18 protein-coding genes are annotated in these 17,529 nt (G+C 52.1%); 10 read left to right on the top strand and 8 right to left on the bottom strand.

What is annotated here, in order from left to right; translation table 11 throughout:
- Positions 1-82: 82 nt before the first annotated feature.
- Together F454_RS0102860 and F454_RS0102855 are read right to left on the bottom strand one after the other, a co-directional pair.
- Positions 83-304 (bottom strand): TM2 domain-containing protein, encoded by a 222-nt coding sequence (locus F454_RS0102860; protein ID WP_018969112.1) that lies wholly within the window; start codon positions 302-304, stop codon positions 83-85.
- Positions 305-401: 97 nt separating this feature from the next.
- Entirely contained in the window at positions 402-1,700 is a 1,299-nt protein-coding gene (locus tag F454_RS0102855) for an FAD-dependent oxidoreductase (RefSeq protein ID WP_018969111.1), read from the bottom strand.
- Positions 1,701-1,828: 128 nt separating this feature from the next.
- On the opposite strand from F454_RS0102855, the gene F454_RS0102850 reads away from it, so the two are divergent.
- Positions 1,829-3,403 (top strand): cation:proton antiporter family protein, encoded by a 1,575-nt coding sequence (locus F454_RS0102850; RefSeq protein WP_018969110.1) that lies wholly within the window; start codon positions 1,829-1,831, stop codon positions 3,401-3,403.
- 73 nt (positions 3,404-3,476) lie between these two features.
- Here the strand turns inward: F454_RS0102850 and F454_RS0102845 are convergent, their stop codons facing one another.
- Positions 3,477-4,196: an HAD family hydrolase gene (locus tag F454_RS0102845; RefSeq protein WP_018969109.1), complete on the bottom strand. Its 720-nt coding sequence runs from the start codon at positions 4,194-4,196 to the stop codon at positions 3,477-3,479.
- A gap of 336 nt (positions 4,197-4,532) precedes the next feature.
- Here F454_RS0102845 and F454_RS0102840 point away from each other — a divergent pair, with 336 nt between their 5' ends.
- Complete coding sequence (locus F454_RS0102840) at positions 4,533-5,630, top strand: CNNM domain-containing protein (RefSeq protein WP_018969107.1); 1,098 nt, start codon at positions 4,533-4,535, stop codon at positions 5,628-5,630.
- 31 nt (positions 5,631-5,661) lie between these two features.
- Here F454_RS0102840 and F454_RS0102835 read toward each other — a convergent pair whose 3' ends face one another.
- Both F454_RS0102835 and F454_RS0102830 read right to left on the bottom strand, forming a co-directional pair.
- Positions 5,662-6,144 carry a YcxB family protein gene (locus tag F454_RS0102835; protein WP_018969106.1) on the bottom strand — a complete coding sequence of 161 codons (483 nt, stop codon included), beginning with the start codon at positions 6,142-6,144 and terminating at the stop codon, positions 5,662-5,664.
- A 74-nt stretch (positions 6,145-6,218) separates the two neighbouring features.
- A complete protein-coding gene (locus F454_RS0102830) occupies positions 6,219-7,931 on the bottom strand; it encodes a glycoside hydrolase family 75 protein (protein ID WP_018969105.1) in 1,713 nt (570 codons plus the stop codon).
- Between the two features lie 68 nt (positions 7,932-7,999).
- Here F454_RS0102830 and F454_RS0102825 point away from each other — a divergent pair, with 68 nt between their 5' ends.
- Entirely contained in the window at positions 8,000-9,139 is a 1,140-nt protein-coding gene (locus F454_RS0102825) for a M20 family metallopeptidase (protein ID WP_018969104.1), read from the top strand.
- A 115-nt stretch (positions 9,140-9,254) separates the two neighbouring features.
- Here the strand turns inward: F454_RS0102825 and F454_RS0102820 are convergent, their stop codons facing one another.
- The 3 genes from F454_RS0102820 to F454_RS0102810 form a co-directional block, all read right to left on the bottom strand.
- A complete protein-coding gene (locus F454_RS0102820) occupies positions 9,255-9,620 on the bottom strand; it encodes a septum formation initiator family protein (RefSeq protein ID WP_018969103.1) in 366 nt (121 codons plus the stop codon).
- 117 nt (positions 9,621-9,737) lie between these two features.
- On the bottom strand, positions 9,738-11,021 hold the full coding sequence (gene eno, locus F454_RS0102815) for a phosphopyruvate hydratase (RefSeq protein ID WP_018969102.1): 1,284 nt from the start codon (positions 11,019-11,021) through the stop codon (positions 9,738-9,740).
- A 128-nt stretch (positions 11,022-11,149) separates the two neighbouring features.
- Positions 11,150-12,970, bottom strand: coding sequence for a GreA/GreB family elongation factor (locus tag F454_RS0102810; RefSeq protein WP_018969101.1), 1,821 nt, complete (start codon positions 12,968-12,970; stop codon positions 11,150-11,152).
- A 221-nt stretch (positions 12,971-13,191) separates the two neighbouring features.
- Here F454_RS0102810 and F454_RS0102805 point away from each other — a divergent pair, with 221 nt between their 5' ends.
- The 7 genes from F454_RS0102805 to hisH all read left to right on the top strand — a co-directional run bounded on the left by F454_RS0102805 (position 13,192) and on the right by hisH (position 17,499).
- On the top strand, positions 13,192-13,800 hold the full coding sequence (locus F454_RS0102805; RefSeq protein WP_026292660.1) for an MBL fold metallo-hydrolase: 609 nt from the start codon (positions 13,192-13,194) through the stop codon (positions 13,798-13,800).
- 8 nt (positions 13,801-13,808) lie between these two features.
- A complete protein-coding gene (locus F454_RS0102800) occupies positions 13,809-14,102 on the top strand; it encodes a hypothetical protein (protein WP_018969099.1) in 294 nt (97 codons plus the stop codon).
- A gap of 89 nt (positions 14,103-14,191) precedes the next feature.
- Positions 14,192-15,448, top strand: a complete 1,257-nt coding sequence (locus F454_RS0102795) for a BaiN/RdsA family NAD(P)/FAD-dependent oxidoreductase (RefSeq protein WP_018969098.1) — start codon at positions 14,192-14,194, stop codon at positions 15,446-15,448.
- 4 nt (positions 15,449-15,452) lie between these two features.
- Positions 15,453-16,052 carry a pyridoxamine 5'-phosphate oxidase family protein gene (locus F454_RS0102790; protein WP_018969097.1) on the top strand — a complete coding sequence of 200 codons (600 nt, stop codon included), beginning with the start codon at positions 15,453-15,455 and terminating at the stop codon, positions 16,050-16,052.
- 78 nt (positions 16,053-16,130) lie between these two features.
- Complete coding sequence (locus F454_RS16690) at positions 16,131-16,253, top strand: hypothetical protein (protein WP_018969096.1); 123 nt, start codon at positions 16,131-16,133, stop codon at positions 16,251-16,253.
- 10 nt (positions 16,254-16,263) lie between these two features.
- On the top strand, positions 16,264-16,848 hold the full coding sequence (gene hisB, locus F454_RS0102780; protein ID WP_018969095.1) for an imidazoleglycerol-phosphate dehydratase HisB: 585 nt from the start codon (positions 16,264-16,266) through the stop codon (positions 16,846-16,848).
- Between the two features lie 36 nt (positions 16,849-16,884).
- Positions 16,885-17,499, top strand: a complete 615-nt coding sequence (gene hisH, locus F454_RS0102775) for an imidazole glycerol phosphate synthase subunit HisH (RefSeq protein WP_018969094.1) — start codon at positions 16,885-16,887, stop codon at positions 17,497-17,499.
- The last annotated feature ends 30 nt before the right edge of the window (positions 17,500-17,529 follow it).

Below are 17,529 nucleotides of genomic sequence, written 5' to 3'. Positions count from 1 at the left end.
CCTAGAGTTAGAATCTAACTCTAGGCTTTTTTGTGCTCACATCACACCAACAATATCGCTGTTGTGAGAGAGGCATTCAGGACTATGTCCATTCCGTAATAGCATTACCTTCCTTGTCGGTGAATTTGCCAATCACGATCAGAATCAAGTCAATCACTGTCCAAATACCAAAACCGCCAGCTGTAAGAATCTGGATCACCCCAGTACCCACTTTACCGACATAAAAACGATGCACGCCAAAGACGCCAAATAGAAAACAAAGAATGAAAGCCGGTAGGATTTTTTTTGATGATGTTGTGCTCATAATAAATGCAGTTAGTTCTAACCTAACGCCATAATTTCATACACCAAATCAGTGACTTGGCAATGCAACACTCAAACCTACTTAACAGATTAGCACCTCATGCTGTACTCGAGGGCAAGTTTCTGTATTGAAGCACCTTGCGAATCAGCCATGGAGCAAAAAGAGCACTCACCGACTTTTGTAAATGAATCACTTGGTAGAGACGAAAATTCGTTCTGGGGCATTGACTCGATACTGCGTAAACATCGCGAGTGTAGTTCTGTAGTTTTTTACTTAAGGGGCTGCATTGCTCCTCCCATTGAGGATAGCGCATGTCCTCAAGCTTGGTCATATTCCACGCCTGCCCAACGGCACGCGAAACCAGCTCAAAATAGCCGCGTGATGCGCCATCGCCACTACGCTGCACCGTGTCACGCAGAGCCAAGGCTCCAAGCGCACAGAGCGTCATTCCCTGTCCAAATAGAGGGTTCAAACTACACAAGGCATCGCCGATTGCATAAAAGTTTTTCGGCACCTTGCCCTTGTGATACTGACGCCATAGCGCCTCGGTAAAGCGATAGTGATTCATCTCATCAAGAGGCTGACACTCCGCCACACAGGCGCTAAATTCAGCATCACCGACACGATCTGCAAAGCTGTACCATTCCTCAACCGTCTTCGGCATGCGGTCATCTCCGCGACCTGATAGAGTGATCAGAAATGAGCCATCTTCCAGTGGGAAAATGGCACCGGATTCGGTTTTCGGCGCTTCTGGAATCACAAATAAGGACTTCCAAGCCGCATGGTGGATCTGTGGACCAGCTTGCACACGCAATGAACTGTACTTCAAATTTACGGGGTAGTGCGTCTCAGGAATGTCTGCAAATCCCTGATTCTTCAGGCACAGAGCGCCAATCGCCTGCCGACCTGAGGCATCCACCACCAATTCGCCAGTAATCTCAGCCCCATCACTTAGCTGCACACCTGTAAGCTTTCTGCTAGAACCAAGCAAAGCATCCACTCGACCACTAATGACCACGACATTGGGAAGACTCAGCACCTCCGTTCGAATCGCATGTTGGAGAATCTGGCGGCTACAGAAAGGCCCTACCATCTCATCCTCAAAGCCAACTTTATCACGCCCAAAATGTTTCCATCTAAATTCCTTCCCATAGTGGACCCAACACACGCGCTCATTGATCAGACGGTGCTTGAGGCCTGGAAGCAATTGCTGCATTGCCTCCCAGCCAGAACTCAATAAACCATGCACGTGATGCGCCTGAGGCAGCGGCTGTGCAATCATCGGCTCTACCACAAATACCTGCTCATAGCGATCAGCGAGAGCGGCTGCAGCCAAAAGGCCAGCCACACTCGAGCCAATCACCACGGCTTGAGCTTGTTCTTCGAGGGGATCCATAGACCCACCCTGCATACCCGCATCTCTCCGCTCTGTACAGAACCGAGTCATGCCGTTAGAATACCGTCCTCACTGGCGACTAGGAATCTTTCCTTTCTCTCCGCGCCACCAATTCCTCACCCACACTCATGAACGATTTCATCTGGATTGGCCCAGCACTCATCTTTGGCCTCATTGCGGTTCGGGTTGGTTTACCTCCGATGATTGGCTACCTCACTGGTGGCTTTTTAATCCACGCACTCGGCCATGGCAATAGCAGCCAGTTGGCGATGATTGGCGATTTAGGAGTCACACTCCTGCTCTTCACGATCGGACTTAAGCTCAACATCCGAGCCTTATTGAAGCCTTCGATCTGGGGGACCGCGTCTCTCCACATGCTGAGTACAACCGTCTTCTTTTCCGTCTTGGTACTGATCTTCAGTCTTACCCAGATGCAGCTCTTTGATCTAGCTCCTAGCACCGCCTTAATGATCGGCTTTGCCCTGAGTTTCTCCAGTACAGTATTCGCGGTCAAACACCTTGAAGAACAAGGTGAGCTCCACGCTCGCCATGGCGTTGTCTCGATTGGCATCCTCATCATCCAAGATATTTTCGCCATCATTTTCCTCGCATTTAGCTCCGGACTAACACCATCACCTTGGTCACTCGCCTTACTACTCCTGATACCGTTACGCCCTTTCCTAATGCGCCTGATTAGCAGCACCGGCAAGGGGGAGCTTATGACCATGCTCGGCCTCACCCTCGCCTTTGGCTTCGCAGCCCTTTTCAAATTTCTCGACCTCAAAGGAGACCTCGGCGCCCTGATCGCCGGAGCCCTCGTTGCCTCCCACCCTCACGCACACAGCATTTACAAAAAACTTTCTAGCTTCAAAGACCTCCTGCTTGTTGGATTCTTCCTCAGCATTGGCATGACTGGTGCCATCACCCTACACAGTGTCGGCGTGGCTCTTGCTCTCACCATGCTACTCAGCATCAAAGTCTTCCTCTACTTCTTCTTTCTCAGCAAATTTAGGTTACGCGCTCGCACCTCATTGATGACCTCGCTCTCACTGGCCAACTACAGTGAATTTGGGCTCATCGTCGGTGCCATCGCCTACCGTAAAGGCTGGCTCCACGCAGATTGGCTGATCATCATCGCACTCGCGCTCACCCTCACTTTCATCATTGCCGTCCCCCTGAGCAAACGCTCACGCAGCTACTACGCCAAATACAAAGAGAAACTCCACCGGTTCCAGTCTGAGGACCCACTGCCAGAAGATGCCAAAATCAATACGGGTGACGCTCAGATCATGATCGTCGGAATGGCTAGTATCGGGAAAAGCGCCTATGAAACACTCGAACACCGCTTCGGCAAAGCAGTGATCGGAGTCGATGCCAGCCCCGAAGTCGTCGAAGAGCACTGCGCCAACAACCGTAACGTCATCCTTGCCGACGCCACCAATGAGGAATTCTGGATTCGTATCTCGCTCGCTCACGTACGCGTCATCCTCATCGCCATTCACGACATCGAAACCAACCTCTGCGTCATCCGCCAGAGCAACCACCTTGGACTCACACGCTATGCCGTCACCGACTACCCCGAACAAGCTGAACTCCTCGAAGCCGAGGGCGTTCGAAAAGCCTGGAGCCTGAAAGAAGAATCCGGCGTCCAATTCGCCGAAGCAGTCTGCGAATTCCATCAGGAGAATAAGACACCAGACTAGCAGCTAAGCTTCCTCGCCACCCTCGCAGAGTGGCCAGAAATAGCGCGTGCTATCAGCTCTCATTCCCTCCCCATCAATTGGGCCTCAACACATGCCCCGGCAGCTCTGCAATCGAAGCCAAGCTCAGGTAACTCGTGCTATCATGCGCATGCGGATCTGGTTCTTCGTGCGCCCAGGTAGTGTGGTAGGGAATGTGCACAGCTTGGGCTCCAATCCCGACAACGGGCAGGACATCCGATTTGAGCGAATTCCCCACCATCAGAAACTCCTGAGGGGCAATATCTTGTTGGTGTAGCAGCTTCCGGTAATTCTCTTCCTGCTTGTCGTGCAGAATCTCCACGTGGTGGAAATAATGGGCAATGCCTGAGCGCTGGAGCTTACGCTCTTGATCGAGCAGGTCGCCCTTAGTCACGACGATGAGGCGGTAGCGCTGCTGCAGCTTCGCCATCACCTCCTCGACATGCGGCAGCAGCTCGATCGGATGCTCTAGCATCTCCTTACCCATGTCCATGATCTCGCTGATCACCTTCTGTGGTACTTGGTGGTTAGAAAGATCCAATGCACACTCGATCATCGACAAGACAAAGCCTTTCACCCCGTAGCCGTAGCGGCCGAGGTTGTCGATTTCCACGCGAAACAACTCGCGGCCCACACGCTCGTGCACCTCATAGTCTGAGAGCAAGCTGGCAAACTTCTCTTCCGCCTCACGAAAGTAAGTCTCATTGACCCATAGCGTGTCATCAGCATCGAAGCCAATCACCCGGACCTTTTCTAATTTCTCTATCTTATTCATGAGTTTAGCCACCAATGGCGAGATGTCTGAGATTCAAAATGTAGTAGCGGACTCACTGCAGCGCAAACTCAATGCACAAAAGATAATGCTAGCCAACAATCTAGCCCCACCATTGCTATGTGATACCAGTGATTCGGTGCTCGGAAGACCTCAAATAGGGGCAAACTTCCTACTTGCCTGAGCTAATAGGCGTGCTAGATTAGAAGAACTTATTCAAACCATCGTGCCAATAGACACCGCCACTAGCCAGAGCCCCGCCTCTCATACCGATCTCAGACAGCCCCTTTCCCGCTTTCCTCACACCGCCGCAGTCGAGATTTACTGATCTAAGTCACTATGGAACTACTCATTTTTTATGTTGTTCTGGCACTTGGCGTGTCCTTTCTCTGCTCGGTGCTTGAGGCGGTATTGCTCTCAGTGACTCCAGGATTCATTCAATCCGAACTCAACTTAGGCAAAAAGTACGCCGTACATCTCGCCCACATGAAAGAGAATGTGGACGCCCCGCTTTCCGCCATCCTCACGCTCAACACCATCGCTCACACCATGGGTGCCGCTGGAGCCGGTGCGCAGTGGAAGGTCCTCTATAATGACACCGGAGAAGCGATCTTTGCCTCCGTACTGACCTTGCTGGTATTGGTTCTCTCTGAGATCATCCCCAAGACCTTGGGTGCCAAATTCTGGCGCGCCCTCTCAGGACCTACCACCTCCACTCTGCGCTTCATGATCTGGGTCCTCACCTACCTTCCACCGTGGCCACTCCCTGCGCTCAAATTCATCACCCGCTTGATTGGCGGACACAGTGGTGGTGACGCCGTGAGCCGCGACGAACTAGCGGCAATGGCCGATGTTGCTAGCCAATCTGGTGGCCTAGAAAATGATGAAAGCACCATCCTCAAGAACCTTCTTCTCTTCAAGTCCACCCAGGTGCGCGACATCATGACACCGCGTACCGTAGTCTACGCAGCGCGTGAAACCACACCACTTGGCGAATTCCTCCCAGAGTGCATGAAGCGTCCGTTCTCACGTATTCCCATCTTCGGTAAAGACCGAGACCACATCACCGGTTTCGTCCTGAAAAGCGACCTCATGTCAGCCCAACTTAAGGGTGAAGACGAAGGGAAGACACTCCTCGACTTTGCTCGGCCAATCAAAGCGACCACCAACAAAGAGTCGCTCTACAATGTCCTCAAACTCATGACGCGTGAAAAACAGCACCTCATGCTCGCAGTCGATGAGTTCGGTGGAATGGAAGGCGTGATCACCATGGAAGACGTTGTAGAAACCTTATTAGGCATGGAGATCGTAGATGAAGCCGATAGCAACGAGGACATGCAAGTTCTCGCACGGAACCTCTGGGCTCAGCGCGCCAAGTCGATGGGTATCACCATCCCTGAAGAAGAGGAAACCACCTCTGCCAACGGGGACAAATAGCCGAAGCACCAACGCACACCAGCAAGCTCGCTCAGCGCTTCTTCATCGCTGCAACCTGCTCCATTTGTTCAGGCGTAATGTCTGCCACCGGAATCCACATGTATTGCTTTGCATCTTGGTAGATGAGTAGCCCCTTCTTTGTGGGCACCACAGAATGGAGGTCAGCCCATGAGACATCGACATCCCCAGCCTCTCCGCGCATTTGCATCCCCTGAGCGGTGAAGGTGTAGTCTATGCTGGTGTCAAAGGCCGGGTGCTTTCGTAGCATACGTTCCTGCCACATTTGCCAGATCATCGGTCGCATGAAGCCCAGCGTACCAGCCACCACCAGCACGCTACCAATCACGCCACCCTCGGTGCCCGGTTCGATCAAAAAAGCGCCCACGCCGACAGCAGTCACACACATCAATGAACGCGCGATGACCCAGCCACGGTGGCGCTGCCACAAATGGTGGCGAAAGGATCCGTGCTGCGAAGGTCCGTCGAAGCGGCTATGGATAGAAATGTCTGACATGGCGCTGCTCAGGACATAGCGCGAAATGGCTGAGAGTCAATTCTCAGAGTGCGTGGCCACTCGAAGATCCAACTCTACTCAGCCGCGTTAGGCTGCGGCGTGCTTGGAGTAGCTGAGGGCTCAGTGGGAATACTTGAAGATGGTGAGGACTCAGCCGCTGGCGCCTCAGGGTTCTCTTCAGCAGGAGTGGGAGTCTCAGGATTTGCCTCTGCGGGTGCCGTCGGAGCAGGTACCGGCTTCGGCTCTTCCTTCTTCAAGAGGTCCTTCCATTCGTGCAAGGTGTAGCCATCACCAAGGCCGCCGATCTCTCCCAGAAGTTGTGCACATTTCTCACGCCATTTCGCATAGTTTGGCGGAGCCGGCACCTTCTCTCTTGAATGACTGAAAACGATGTAGCTCACAGTGAGGTCCGAAACCGGACGACGGTACGGATTCGCCTTTTCATTAATCTCTTTGGCCATGCGTAATGAGGCTTCCCCCACTTTGTAGGTCGGCCCACCATCACCTACAATCGCAGGGTATATTGTGTCGCCCACAATCACCACAGCATAATCTCCCACCCGTGCTGCGTAGGGGTCGCTGCGATCAGTGATGACATTGACCGGCATCACGATGAAAGGGTCGTACTCAGCGATGAGGAAGCTGCGTGCTTTCATGTCGTCGATCCCGCGCCGAAGCATCTTCATACGATCCTTCAGCCATTGCTTGCGGTAGTCCGTAGTCTTTGGATCGGCCAATTCGCGTTTGGCATTGCCGATGCGCTTCTCCCAGCCCTTGACCATCGGATTGGGTGTCTTACTTTGCTTTTTCCAACCGTAGCTTGTGAAAGGCTGGTAATGTGTGGACTCGACAATCTTGCGAGGCATCAAGGCTAGGCGGTCGCCATCAGACCCATCAGACACCACATCCATATCCCCCTGCACTAAAAGAAATTTACGACCACTCTCAGGGTGCTTTAGGTTGAGGATCGTCTCACAGTCAAAAAAGTTATGCTTAGTGATCAGAACATTGAGCTTCAGCACATCGCGCTCCACACGCTTTAATTTATTCTCATAGATCTGTTCAAAAAACTTCGAGATTTCGGCACCTTCCAGGCTCGCCTCAAGCCCAGGCAACATGCTCCCCAGCTCCGGGTTCACCGACTCAAGATCATCGAGCGTCGTCGACGCCTTGGGCAGCTGCATCTTCATCTTGTACTCCGCAACGTAACTATCCTTATGATTACGAATCTCTGAAGCCAAACCACCAGCTTCAGTCTCTAGTTCGTACTTGAAATGAAATCCCTTGGACAAGCGCACCATGTCACCACGCGTCTCGTCAACTTCAGGCTTCGGAGTGAAGACCTTGGGCTCAAAGCCCGGCTCATACTCCTCAGATTGTTCAGGGTTTGGCGCTTCAGCTACAGGGGCTGGGTTTTCCTCCACCGCATGAACTGGAGCCGCTTCGACCACTTCTTCAACTTCTGGCTCACGCGTCTCCTCTTCCACCACTTCGATCACTTCAATCTCAAGTTCAGGCTCTACAGAAGCCATACGCTCAGCCTCACGCTTGGCCAGGATGATTTCCTTAACACAATCTTTCAAGCGCTCTGGTACCGTGGTAAACGACACCACCGCAGCGAATACAACGATCACAAAGAAAGAAGCACGCATGTAGGGGAACCCCTGCTTCTGTGACTTGTTAGCCTCATCCATCATGTTGCCAGATTTCATTCTTACGAGACTGCCATAGCGGATCGTTAGGTAAACCTTAAAAGCGTGAATTTTCTTCTGATCAAATGAAGACATTACGTTAGGGTTACTCACTTCTAACTAATCCTTCCCTCAAGTAGAATTTCTGTTTATGACTGCGTTGTATGAACACGGTAGAGCTCCTCCAACAATTGATCCGCATCCCCAGCGTCAACCCCGACAACGACCCCGGTACCGATCAAGTAGGAGAACAAGCAATCGCTGATTTCCTCGAAGACCTCCTCAACACTCACGGCTTCACAGTCCAACAAGAGGAAGTGATGCCAGAGCGCCCGAACCTCATCGCTCGCTGCCCAGGTTCCGATGATCGCCCTCGAATCTTTCTAGGACCACATCTCGACACCGTAGGTGTCACGGGAATGGATTTCGATCCCTTCTGCGGTGACCTGCGCTGCGACACAATTATTGGACGCGGTGCCTCCGACACCAAAGGCCCTATGGCCGCGATGCTCACCGCACTGATCGAACATAAAGAGCTACTTGCTGAGCTCCCAGTCGCTATCGACTTCGTTGCCTTCATGGCAGAAGAATCAGCACAACATGGCTCCAAACACTTTGCTGAATGGCATGCTCACGAATATGTCTTCGGCATCGCAGGCGAACCCACCTCATTGGATATCGTCTACACCACCAAAGGCTGCCTCTGGGCCACCGTGGCAGCCAAAGGCCAAGCTGCCCATGCCTCACAACCAGAACGCGGTTCAAACGCCATCATGACCCTAGCAGCTGCTCTGCAAACCCTACACACAGACCTCCGCAAAGAACTTGCCGGCTACGATCACCCAGTGTTAGGCCCCTCATCGATCAACATCGGTACCATCCAAGGTGGCACTCGCCCCAATATCGTGCCTGACCACGCCGAGGCTGAAATCGACATCCGCCTGACTCCCTCACTTCACGAAGCAGGTGGCGCAGCAAAGATCCTTCAACAGTTCATCGCTGAGCGCCAACTCCCGCTTGAAGTCACCCAAGCGCACCAAAACCCTCCAATGGAAACGCGCACACAAGACCCGTTCATCCAGCAACTCATTCAAGCTAATCCAGCGACCCAACTCGTCGGAGCTCCTTGGTTCTCCGATGCCGCCCATCTCGCCAATGCTGGCATCCCCTCAATCTGCTTAGGCCCGGGCTCAATCAATCAAGCCCATACCAAAGATGAATTCATCAAGATCGCCGACCTAGAAGCTGGTCACGATTACTTCAGCAAATTCATCCAATCATTCCGCGACATGCCAATGCAATGAACCTGTGAATGGCATGCTTCATGTGCTCTAAGCTGAGCCGTCACACCCTACAATCATGAGCTGGGTATCATGACGGCAAGCCCATAGTCCAATTCTCAAACATCCTCATCCTCGCTTAGAGGCTTTCCTCGCGGGAGAAGCGGAACACACGCTCGCCTTCTTTGTAGTAGTCGAGTCGATCGCGTCCGTAGATCTCTAAGAAGCTTGAGTCCTGCTCCAGTGCTCGGTACTCACGCAATTGCTGATCTGCTTGCTCCTGTACCAATTGCTCATGTGACTGGATACCCGAAAGCTGGTCTTTTTGGTCGAGCAACTTGTTGTACTCTGGAAGGCACTTGGCCAACACCACACCAGCGATCAATAATGACACAGCGTAAATCGCCAAGACATTACAATTGCGAAGAAATCGAGTACGCGAACGCATGCGACTGTCTGCTGCCAGTCGTTTAGCGTCAATGCACTGTGCGTCTTTCTTCGCCATGAATCGTTCGGGGATTGGGTTAGATATTCAGGTCTAACACCTAAAACATAAATCCCTCATGACCAAACATTTGGCCATGAGGGATACAAATGTTCTAAACTCTCCTAGCAGAAGAAATTAGAGAGTACCAGCATAGATTGCATTAACACCTAACTTTTCTTCGATACGAAGGAGTTGGTTGTACTTTGCAATTCTGTCAGAGCGGCTCATTGAACCAGTCTTAATCTGACCTGCATTGGTAGCCACTGCGATGTCCGCAATGGTGTTATCTTCTGTTTCGCCAGAGCGGTGTGAGATCACGGAGTTGTATCCATTCACTTTACCGAGCTCGATCGCGTCGAATGTCTCAGTGAGTGTGCCGATTTGATTCACCTTGATGAGAATCGAATTTGCAACGCCGAGGTCGATCCCCTTCTGAAGGAACTCTACGTTGGTGACAAAAAGATCATCACCCACAAGCTGAACCTTGTCTCCCACTTTGTCAGTAAGAGCCTTCCAGCCATCCCAGTCATTTTCGTCACAGCCATCTTCGATGGAGTCGATTGGGTACTTCTCACAAAGCTCAGCTAGGAATGCTGCTTGCTCTTCAGATGAAAGCTTCTGACCGCCATCACCTTCGAACTTGGAGTAGTCATACACGCCATTTTCAAAAAACTCAGATGCAGCACAGTCGAGAGCGAATGTGACTTCTTCACCAAGCTTATAGCCTGCGTTCTCAACAGCCTTAGAAACAGTGTCCAGAGCGTCGTAAGTTCCATCAAATGTTGGAGCAAAACCACCCTCATCACCCACAGCTGTGGAGAGACCGCGATCGTGAAGCACCTTCTTGAGCGCGTGGAAGATTTCAGCACCCATGCGGATAGCTTCCTTGAAGCTAGGAGCGCCCACAGGGCGAACCATGAACTCCTGGAATGCAATAGGAGCGTCGGAATGAGAACCACCGTTAACGATGTTCATCATCGGCACCGGAAGCACCTTGGCGTTAGGACCACCGAGGTACTTGAAAAGTGGTAGATCACAAGAAGCTGCAGCTGCGTGAGCTACGGCAAGTGACACACCAAGAATTGCGTTCGCACCGAGGTTTGTCTTGTTCTTTGTACCGTCGAGCTCAAGCATCGCACGGTCAATGAGTGCTTGGTCTGTTGCGTCGAGACCGATCAACTCAGGAGCGATCTTCTCGTTCACGTTTGCGACTGCGTTGGCAACGCCCTTACCGAGGTAACGGGACTTATCGCCATCACGTAGTTCGCATGCTTCGTGCTCACCAGTGGAAGCTCCACTTGGTACTGCTGCACGACCAAACGAACCGTCTGCCAAGGTTACGTCTACTTCTACAGTAGGATTGCCGCGGGAGTCGATAATTTCGCGTCCGCGGATGTCTTCAATTGCTGTGAATTCCATATATAATGTATTCTTAAGTTTGTAGTTTTGCCGAGCCTTGGAGGCTCTAGCAGATGCTGACCGCCGCCTCTAGCAGCAGTATGTGTTCGAGTTAGACACTCTATGCCTTCCCTCTAAATTATTTTCTTCTATGCGTTGTATGCCTCGATCGCGGTGACCGTGGCTGACTTACGCTGGATGTCTACCGAATCACCGATCTTCAATCCGAGCATGCTTTCGCCAAGCTCAGAGAGATAGGAGATCACGTTGTTGTCTGTGTCGGAATCCCATGCACCCAGAACAGTGTAGACAATCTCTTCACCCTCAGATCCCTTGAAGCTCACGCGCGTACCAATGTTCACAATGGAGGTGTCTACGTTTGAAAAATCTGTGCCTTGCACGCTCGAGAGTGATGCTTCCATCTCGCTCTTGCGTCGCATCAACACCTTCTGCTGGTCTTTCGCCATGTGGTACTCAGCATTCTCGCGAAGGTCTCCGTATGAACGAGCAATCTTGATATCTTCGCGGTTCTGAGGAATCTGGTTGGAAGTGAGGTCTTCAAGATCAGACTTACGACGCGCAATACTATCCCATGAGGAAATCACTCCGTCATCTTCCTTCTCTGCAGCGTCGCCATTTACCAATTCTTGGGTCATTGGGGAGATCTTGATCACACGGGCCATCAAAGACTTACGATCGAGTTCTGCGAAAATCTGGCTCTGGTGAAGCTTGCGTGCGAAGTTACGCACTTCATTGTCTTCAGCTTCTTCGAGAAGATCGACGATGAGCTCACGATCCTCCATCACATAGGACTGAAGGCGACTGCTCTTGCGCGGGCCGTCATCCATCATGTCACGCTCAAGCAAACTGAGCACGGCATTTCCCACCTCAACATCAAACACCTCTGAGGCTAACTTACTGCGCTCACGGCAAACCCAGAGCAATGCATCCGCACCGAGGGTTCTGCCAAGGATGTGGGAACGTAGGAATGAAAAGAGCTCCGTGCTCTTCTCATTCTCGATGAGTAGCTTTGCAATCTCAGCCAAACCACGTGGTCCAACCACATCAAAAATAGCAAGAAGTTCATCAACCCAGGCATCTCCAAAGGCTGCCGGATACGCTTCAAAAACAAGACGCTGGCGTGCTGCTGCTAGGGAGCTCAGCTCCTGGCCGATACGCTCGCCTTCATTCGCAATAACATCTGATAGACGAAGGGCTGATGCATCTAACTCCATCACTTCAGAGGCGCTGATAAGCTCATCACGTCCGACTAACAAATCGAGCGCTTGTCCGAGGTGGAGCTTCATCCCCTTACGCACAAATTCATCGATGCTAGCATTGATTGCCTGTTGAGCTTCCGCGTTGTCCTTGAAATACTTGAAGTCCTTATTGATCGCCTCAAGCGCCTTGGCCTTGGCCTTAAAATCGCGTGCGTTGTCAAAGTCCTGAATTAAGGACTCGGCAGGTGTGATGCTCTCATCGCGAAGAACGAGAGGCTCGGTGCGCTTGGTCGGCACGATCGCTGCACGACTCTCGCGCAGTTGCTTCTTCGCATTATCCCACCACTTCTTATAATTGGCTTCGGGAACGATAGAACCAATGAGCTCGCGCTCTAACTGATCAATTTTCAAGCTGCCGCCACTACTGCTGAGTGTGCGTCGCACGAGCTCTACTGGATCTTTTGTCGCGAGCTCGCGGAGTTCGTCGATTGCATCCACCTTTTGAGCGCGGAAATGATCTTCTGCTAGTGGCTCAGTTTTGGAAATTGCCAATTGCAACCCCATCACTTGAGCCTCATTTTTCTCGAAATTGATCTCGATTTTACCACCACGAATATCCCAGCTAAGCACCTTACCAGCACCCCAACTTTTATGAAGGCAGTACTGCCCAGGTGCCAATTGTGATAAACGCTCTCCAATTTCCTGTGAAATCTTCCCTGCCTCAACGAGTGGTGCTACATCAGAATGCATGAAGTCACCTTGCCCACTCAGAAATAAATTGGCAACCTTTTACCATAAAAAAAAAGAAGATTCTGCGTCAAACACATTTATCACATTCATATCATTTTGCTAACTTCCTTCATTAAGCGCCACATCATCAAGCACTCTACGATTTTTGCCAAGTCACCCAGATCCTGCGCTCTACGTCATTAATGGTTGCAGTCAGCGCCTGAATCTCTATGTACAAAGATATGCAAATCCACAGCTACACGGGTGGCCACGTCTTCACCAATGGCTACGTGATCGAACGCGGCGACAGCTGCATCGTCATCGACGCGCCAGCGCGCATCAATGAAGTGATCAGCCAACGCGGACTCAAGCCGACCCACCTTCTACTCACCCACCAGCACTTCGATCACACCGAAGATGTTGAGGCTCTTCAGAAGCTGGGCTGCAAGGTTTACATGCATTCTAACTACCAAGAAGTATTGATCCGCCAGAAAGAAGCACGTGAGAACTGGGGCATTCCTGTGAACATCAAGCCATTCGAAGCTGATAAGCTGCTAGAAGATGTTAGTGAAATTGAAATTGACGGTCTTCAAATCAAAATCAGCCACGTCCCAGGGCACTCACCAGATTCTATAACATTTTTCATTCCAGAGCTCAAAGCAGTCTTCTCAGGCGACACCTTGATGCAAGAATCGATAGGCCGCACCGATCTACCTGGCGGTTCACACCAGCAGCTCGTCGACGGCATTCGTGAGAAGCTCTACACCTTACCCTCTGAGACCGTGCTCTGCCCGGGCCACGGTGATTGCTCTTCGATAGGCAATGAAGTCTCCAACAACCCATTTATCTAATTCTCTTTATGGAAACACAAGTAACGCTACCCGAAGGAGAATTTCCGATGACCATCCTCGAAGTCGTCGCTGCTCTGAAAAAGCAAAAGCTCAAAGCGAAGCACGACAAACAATCATGGGGGGATTGGATCAACCTAGAAGGCCAAGAAACCGTCATCGCTATCGAATCGATGAACGGCCTCACCACTCGCGCCACAATTGAGTCCTCCGAAAGTGAGTCCGAAGTGCTTCAGGATTGCCTTAGCGCATTCCGCAAGCTCGGCTGGCTAGGACAAGACCAAGATGGCCCCTACCCGCTGTAAAAGGGCACACACAGCAGCACATTGGGCTGGACATGGCTACCGCGTTCAGTAACTGAACACGCACTGAGCCACCACCAACCCAACATTATATGAACAGCGAAACCAACAGCCCAAGCTACGAACTCATCACCATCGGTGGCGGTGCAGCAGGATTTTTTGGTTCAATCTCAGCAGCGGAACACGGCTGCGACCGCGTCCTCATTCTCGAAAAGTCAGCCAAGCTACTTGGGAAGGTAAAGATCTCAGGCGGAGGCCGCTGCAATGTGACCCATCATTGCTTTGAGGCACGGGAGCTCAGCAAGTACTACCCACGGGGCGAAAAATCACTCATTGGCCCACTCTCTCGGTGGGGCGCCCAAGACACCGTCGATTGGTTTACCGAGCGCGGAGTCGAACTCAAGACGGAGTCGGATGGACGCATGTTCCCTATCACTGACAACTCACAGACCATCATCGATTGCTTGATGCGAGAAGCCCAGCGCCTGCGTATTGAAATCCAATGTTCAAATGGCGTCGATGCGGTAGAGCCACTTGACGCCGAGCAAGATGATGGAGCGCGCTTTCTCGTGCACACCCAAAAACAAGGCAGCTTACGCACGCGATCAGTCCTCATCGCTAGCGGGGGCATCCGCCTTGGATCCAGCGCCAAACTTCCCGCACAGCTCGGTCACCAGCTCGAGCCAGCTGTCCCCTCTCTCTTCACATTCAATATCAAGCATGCACTGCTCGACGAGCTTCAAGGCATCTCGGTCCCCAATGGCGAGGTCAGCATCCATCAATCCAAGCTGCAGGCCTCCGGCCCTTTGCTCATCACCCACTGGGGCCTCAGCGGTCCAGGCATCCTCCGCGTCTCTGCCTGGGGAGCACGCGAACTCGCCGAGCGCGATTACCAATTTGACATCCAAGTCAACTGGCTACCAGGGCTCGACGCAGCCGCTCAGGTCAAGCGCCTGCGTAATGAATGGGGCAAACGCCAGCTAAGCACACGCTCCCCCTTCCCCGCGATATCCAAACGTCTCTGGACACGCTTCCTCAGCTGCGCTGGCATCCCAGAGAACCAAACATGGGCCCAACTCAGCAAACACCACAGCCAAGAGCTCTGCACGCTACTCAATCGCTGCACCTTCCAAGTTCTAGGCAAGAGCATCAACAAAGATGAATTCGTCACCGCTGGCGGAGTCGTCCTCAAAGAAGTCGCCCTCAAAACCATGCAAAGCAAGCTGCACCAAGGCCTCTACTTTGCCGGTGAAGTCCTCAATATCGACGGCATCACTGGTGGCTTTAACTTTCAAAATGCCTGGACGAGCGGCCACCACGCTGGACGAGCGATCGCCTCCGATATTTAGACACATGAACGCTGAACACCCATCTGGAGAACGCCAACTCCAAGAACAAATGGGCACCTCGGAACGCGCCCAGAATTTCTACAAGCACCACCTCCATGACCAACTCACAGAGCGAATGAGCGAGATGATTCAGCGCCAAGAAATGGTCTTCATCGCCACATCAGATGCCCAAGGAAACTGCGATTGCTCGCCCCGATTTGGACCGCCTGGCTTTGTCCACATGGTAGACTCACGCACTCTCGCCTACCCAGAATTCCGCGGCAATGGCGTTTATGCCAGTCTGGGCAACATCCTAGAAAATCCTCATATCGGCATGGTCTTCGTCGATTTCTTCGATAGCACGGTAGGACTCCACATCAATGGCGAAGCACAAAGCTGCAGCCCCGAGGAGCTCCCCCCCCAGATCTCAAGCACCCTCAAACTCACCCCCGAGGAACAATCACGGGTTATCGAACGCTGGGTCGTCATCAATATCGAGGAAGCCTACATCCATTGCTCCAAGCACATCCCCCAACTCCAAAAAGTCGCCAAACCCATCCAATGGGGCACCGATGACCCGAAGGCCAAATCCTCCTCCTTTTTCAACGAATACGACCTGGTATAAGATTCCGCTTCAAAACACCCAGCCGACACAAGCACCCCGTGGCTGCAAGATGCTGAGTCAGAACACAATCATCGCAAGATGAACCATGGCGAACAATCCGCGGGCATCCGCGCTGGCACAGCATTTTCTGACTGCCACTCGATGAATCCTAACGCAGACACATTCGCTCTTGATCTTCACGTCAGCTTCCGCACACTGTGACATACATTTTATGAGATCTGCATCACAACAGCGCGATACTGCCGAAACCAAAATTCAGCTCAGCCTCAATATTGATGGCTCAGGTACTGGAAAGATCGAGACCGGAATTCCGTTTTACGATCACATGCTCACCGCATTTTCCCGCCACGGCCTGATTGATCTTGAGGTGACCGTGGATGGCGACATTGAAGTCGACTACCACCACACTGTTGAGGACACAGCAATCGTGATCGGTGAGTGTCTCAAAGAAGCTCTTGGAGATAAGAAAGGCATCACACGCTATGGCCATGCATACCTCCCAATGGATGAGACGCTCTCACGCGTCGTGGTAGATCTATCGAACCGCCCGCACCTCGAATTCAAATTTCCAGAAGGCACTCCAGATGCGCAGAACTTCCCCTTCACCTTGGTGGAGGAATTCTTCCGCGCGATCGCCTCAAACCTCCGAGCAAACATCCACGCTGAAGTGCTTTATGGTCGCGATGGTCACCACATTGCGGAATCTCTCTTCAAAGGTTTAGCCCGTGCACTACGTATGGCCATGGAGAACGACCCTCGCGTGACTGGCATTCCCAGCACCAAGGAAGTCCTCTAACGTAAATACCATCGCTAAGACCTAAAACATCTCGATATGAACGTAGGAATTATCGACTACGGCGCGGGCAACTTGCAGAGTGTCCTCAACGCCTTCAAGGCTGTGGGTGCTCAAGCCCAGCTAATCACCGCACCGGAAGAACTCGTGGGGCTCACCCATCTAGTCCTCCCGGGTCAGGGCGAATTTGGCGATTGCTCGCGCAAACTCGCAGCCTCGGGCATGACCCAACCGCTCCTCGATTGGATTGCGGCTGATCGCCCATTCATGGGCATTTGTGTCGGCTACCAATTGCTCTTCGAGGGCAGTGAAGAATCACCCGACACTCCTGGACTTGGAGTCTTTAAAGGTATGAACGTCAAGTTCGCTGCAGAAGACGGACTCAAAGTCCCCCACATGGGCTGGAACGGCGTGACTCCTCACGACAGCCAACACACCATGTGGCAGGGCATGAGTGATGAGCCGTATTTCTACTACGTGCACTCCTACTTCCCCAGGGCCGAAGAAGCAGAAGCTGTGGCCTGTACCACGACCTACGGCAACCAAACCTTCCACGGTGCAGTCACACGGGGCAAACTCATGGCGACCCAATTTCACCCTGAAAAATCACAACACGCAGGCCTCCAGCTACTAAAGAACTTCCTCAACCAATAGGGTTCAATCTCTGGAATCTAGAGTTTCAGC

This window comes from Rubritalea marina DSM 17716, from assembly GCF_000378105.1.
GTDB classification, from domain to species: Bacteria; Verrucomicrobiota; Verrucomicrobiia; order Verrucomicrobiales; family Akkermansiaceae; genus Rubritalea; species Rubritalea marina.
The sequence above is the reverse complement of the archived record's forward strand: the minus strand, read 5'-3'. Positions and strand labels throughout refer to the sequence as shown.

Excerpts from the sequence above, each read along its gene's own strand:
- F454_RS0102860 (WP_018969112.1), bottom strand. The coding sequence starts at position 304 with ATGAGCACAACATCATCAAAAAAAATCCTACCGGCTTTCATTCTTTGT.
- F454_RS0102855 (WP_018969111.1), bottom strand. The coding sequence starts at position 1,700 with ATGGATCCCCTCGAAGAACAAGCTCAAGCCGTGGTGATTGGCTCGAGT.
- F454_RS0102850 (WP_018969110.1), top strand. The coding sequence starts at position 1,829 with ATGAACGATTTCATCTGGATTGGCCCAGCACTCATCTTTGGCCTCATT.
- F454_RS0102845 (WP_018969109.1), bottom strand. The coding sequence starts at position 4,196 with ATGAATAAGATAGAGAAATTAGAAAAGGTCCGGGTGATTGGCTTCGAT.
- F454_RS0102840 (WP_018969107.1), top strand. The coding sequence starts at position 4,533 with ATGGAACTACTCATTTTTTATGTTGTTCTGGCACTTGGCGTGTCCTTT.
- F454_RS0102835 (WP_018969106.1), bottom strand. The coding sequence starts at position 6,144 with ATGTCAGACATTTCTATCCATAGCCGCTTCGACGGACCTTCGCAGCAC.
- F454_RS0102830 (WP_018969105.1), bottom strand. The coding sequence starts at position 7,931 with ATGTCTTCATTTGATCAGAAGAAAATTCACGCTTTTAAGGTTTACCTA.
- F454_RS0102825 (WP_018969104.1), top strand. The coding sequence starts at position 8,000 with ATGAACACGGTAGAGCTCCTCCAACAATTGATCCGCATCCCCAGCGTC.
- F454_RS0102820 (WP_018969103.1), bottom strand. The coding sequence starts at position 9,620 with ATGGCGAAGAAAGACGCACAGTGCATTGACGCTAAACGACTGGCAGCA.
- eno (WP_018969102.1), bottom strand. The coding sequence starts at position 11,021 with ATGGAATTCACAGCAATTGAAGACATCCGCGGACGCGAAATTATCGAC.
- F454_RS0102810 (WP_018969101.1), bottom strand. The coding sequence starts at position 12,970 with ATGCATTCTGATGTAGCACCACTCGTTGAGGCAGGGAAGATTTCACAG.
- F454_RS0102805 (WP_026292660.1), top strand. The coding sequence starts at position 13,192 with ATGCAAATCCACAGCTACACGGGTGGCCACGTCTTCACCAATGGCTAC.
- F454_RS0102800 (WP_018969099.1), top strand. The coding sequence starts at position 13,809 with ATGGAAACACAAGTAACGCTACCCGAAGGAGAATTTCCGATGACCATC.
- F454_RS0102795 (WP_018969098.1), top strand. The coding sequence starts at position 14,192 with ATGAACAGCGAAACCAACAGCCCAAGCTACGAACTCATCACCATCGGT.
- F454_RS0102790 (WP_018969097.1), top strand. The coding sequence starts at position 15,453 with ATGAACGCTGAACACCCATCTGGAGAACGCCAACTCCAAGAACAAATG.
- F454_RS16690 (WP_018969096.1), top strand. The coding sequence starts at position 16,131 with ATGAACCATGGCGAACAATCCGCGGGCATCCGCGCTGGCACAGCATTT.
- hisB (WP_018969095.1), top strand. The coding sequence starts at position 16,264 with ATGAGATCTGCATCACAACAGCGCGATACTGCCGAAACCAAAATTCAG.
- hisH (WP_018969094.1), top strand. The coding sequence starts at position 16,885 with ATGAACGTAGGAATTATCGACTACGGCGCGGGCAACTTGCAGAGTGTC.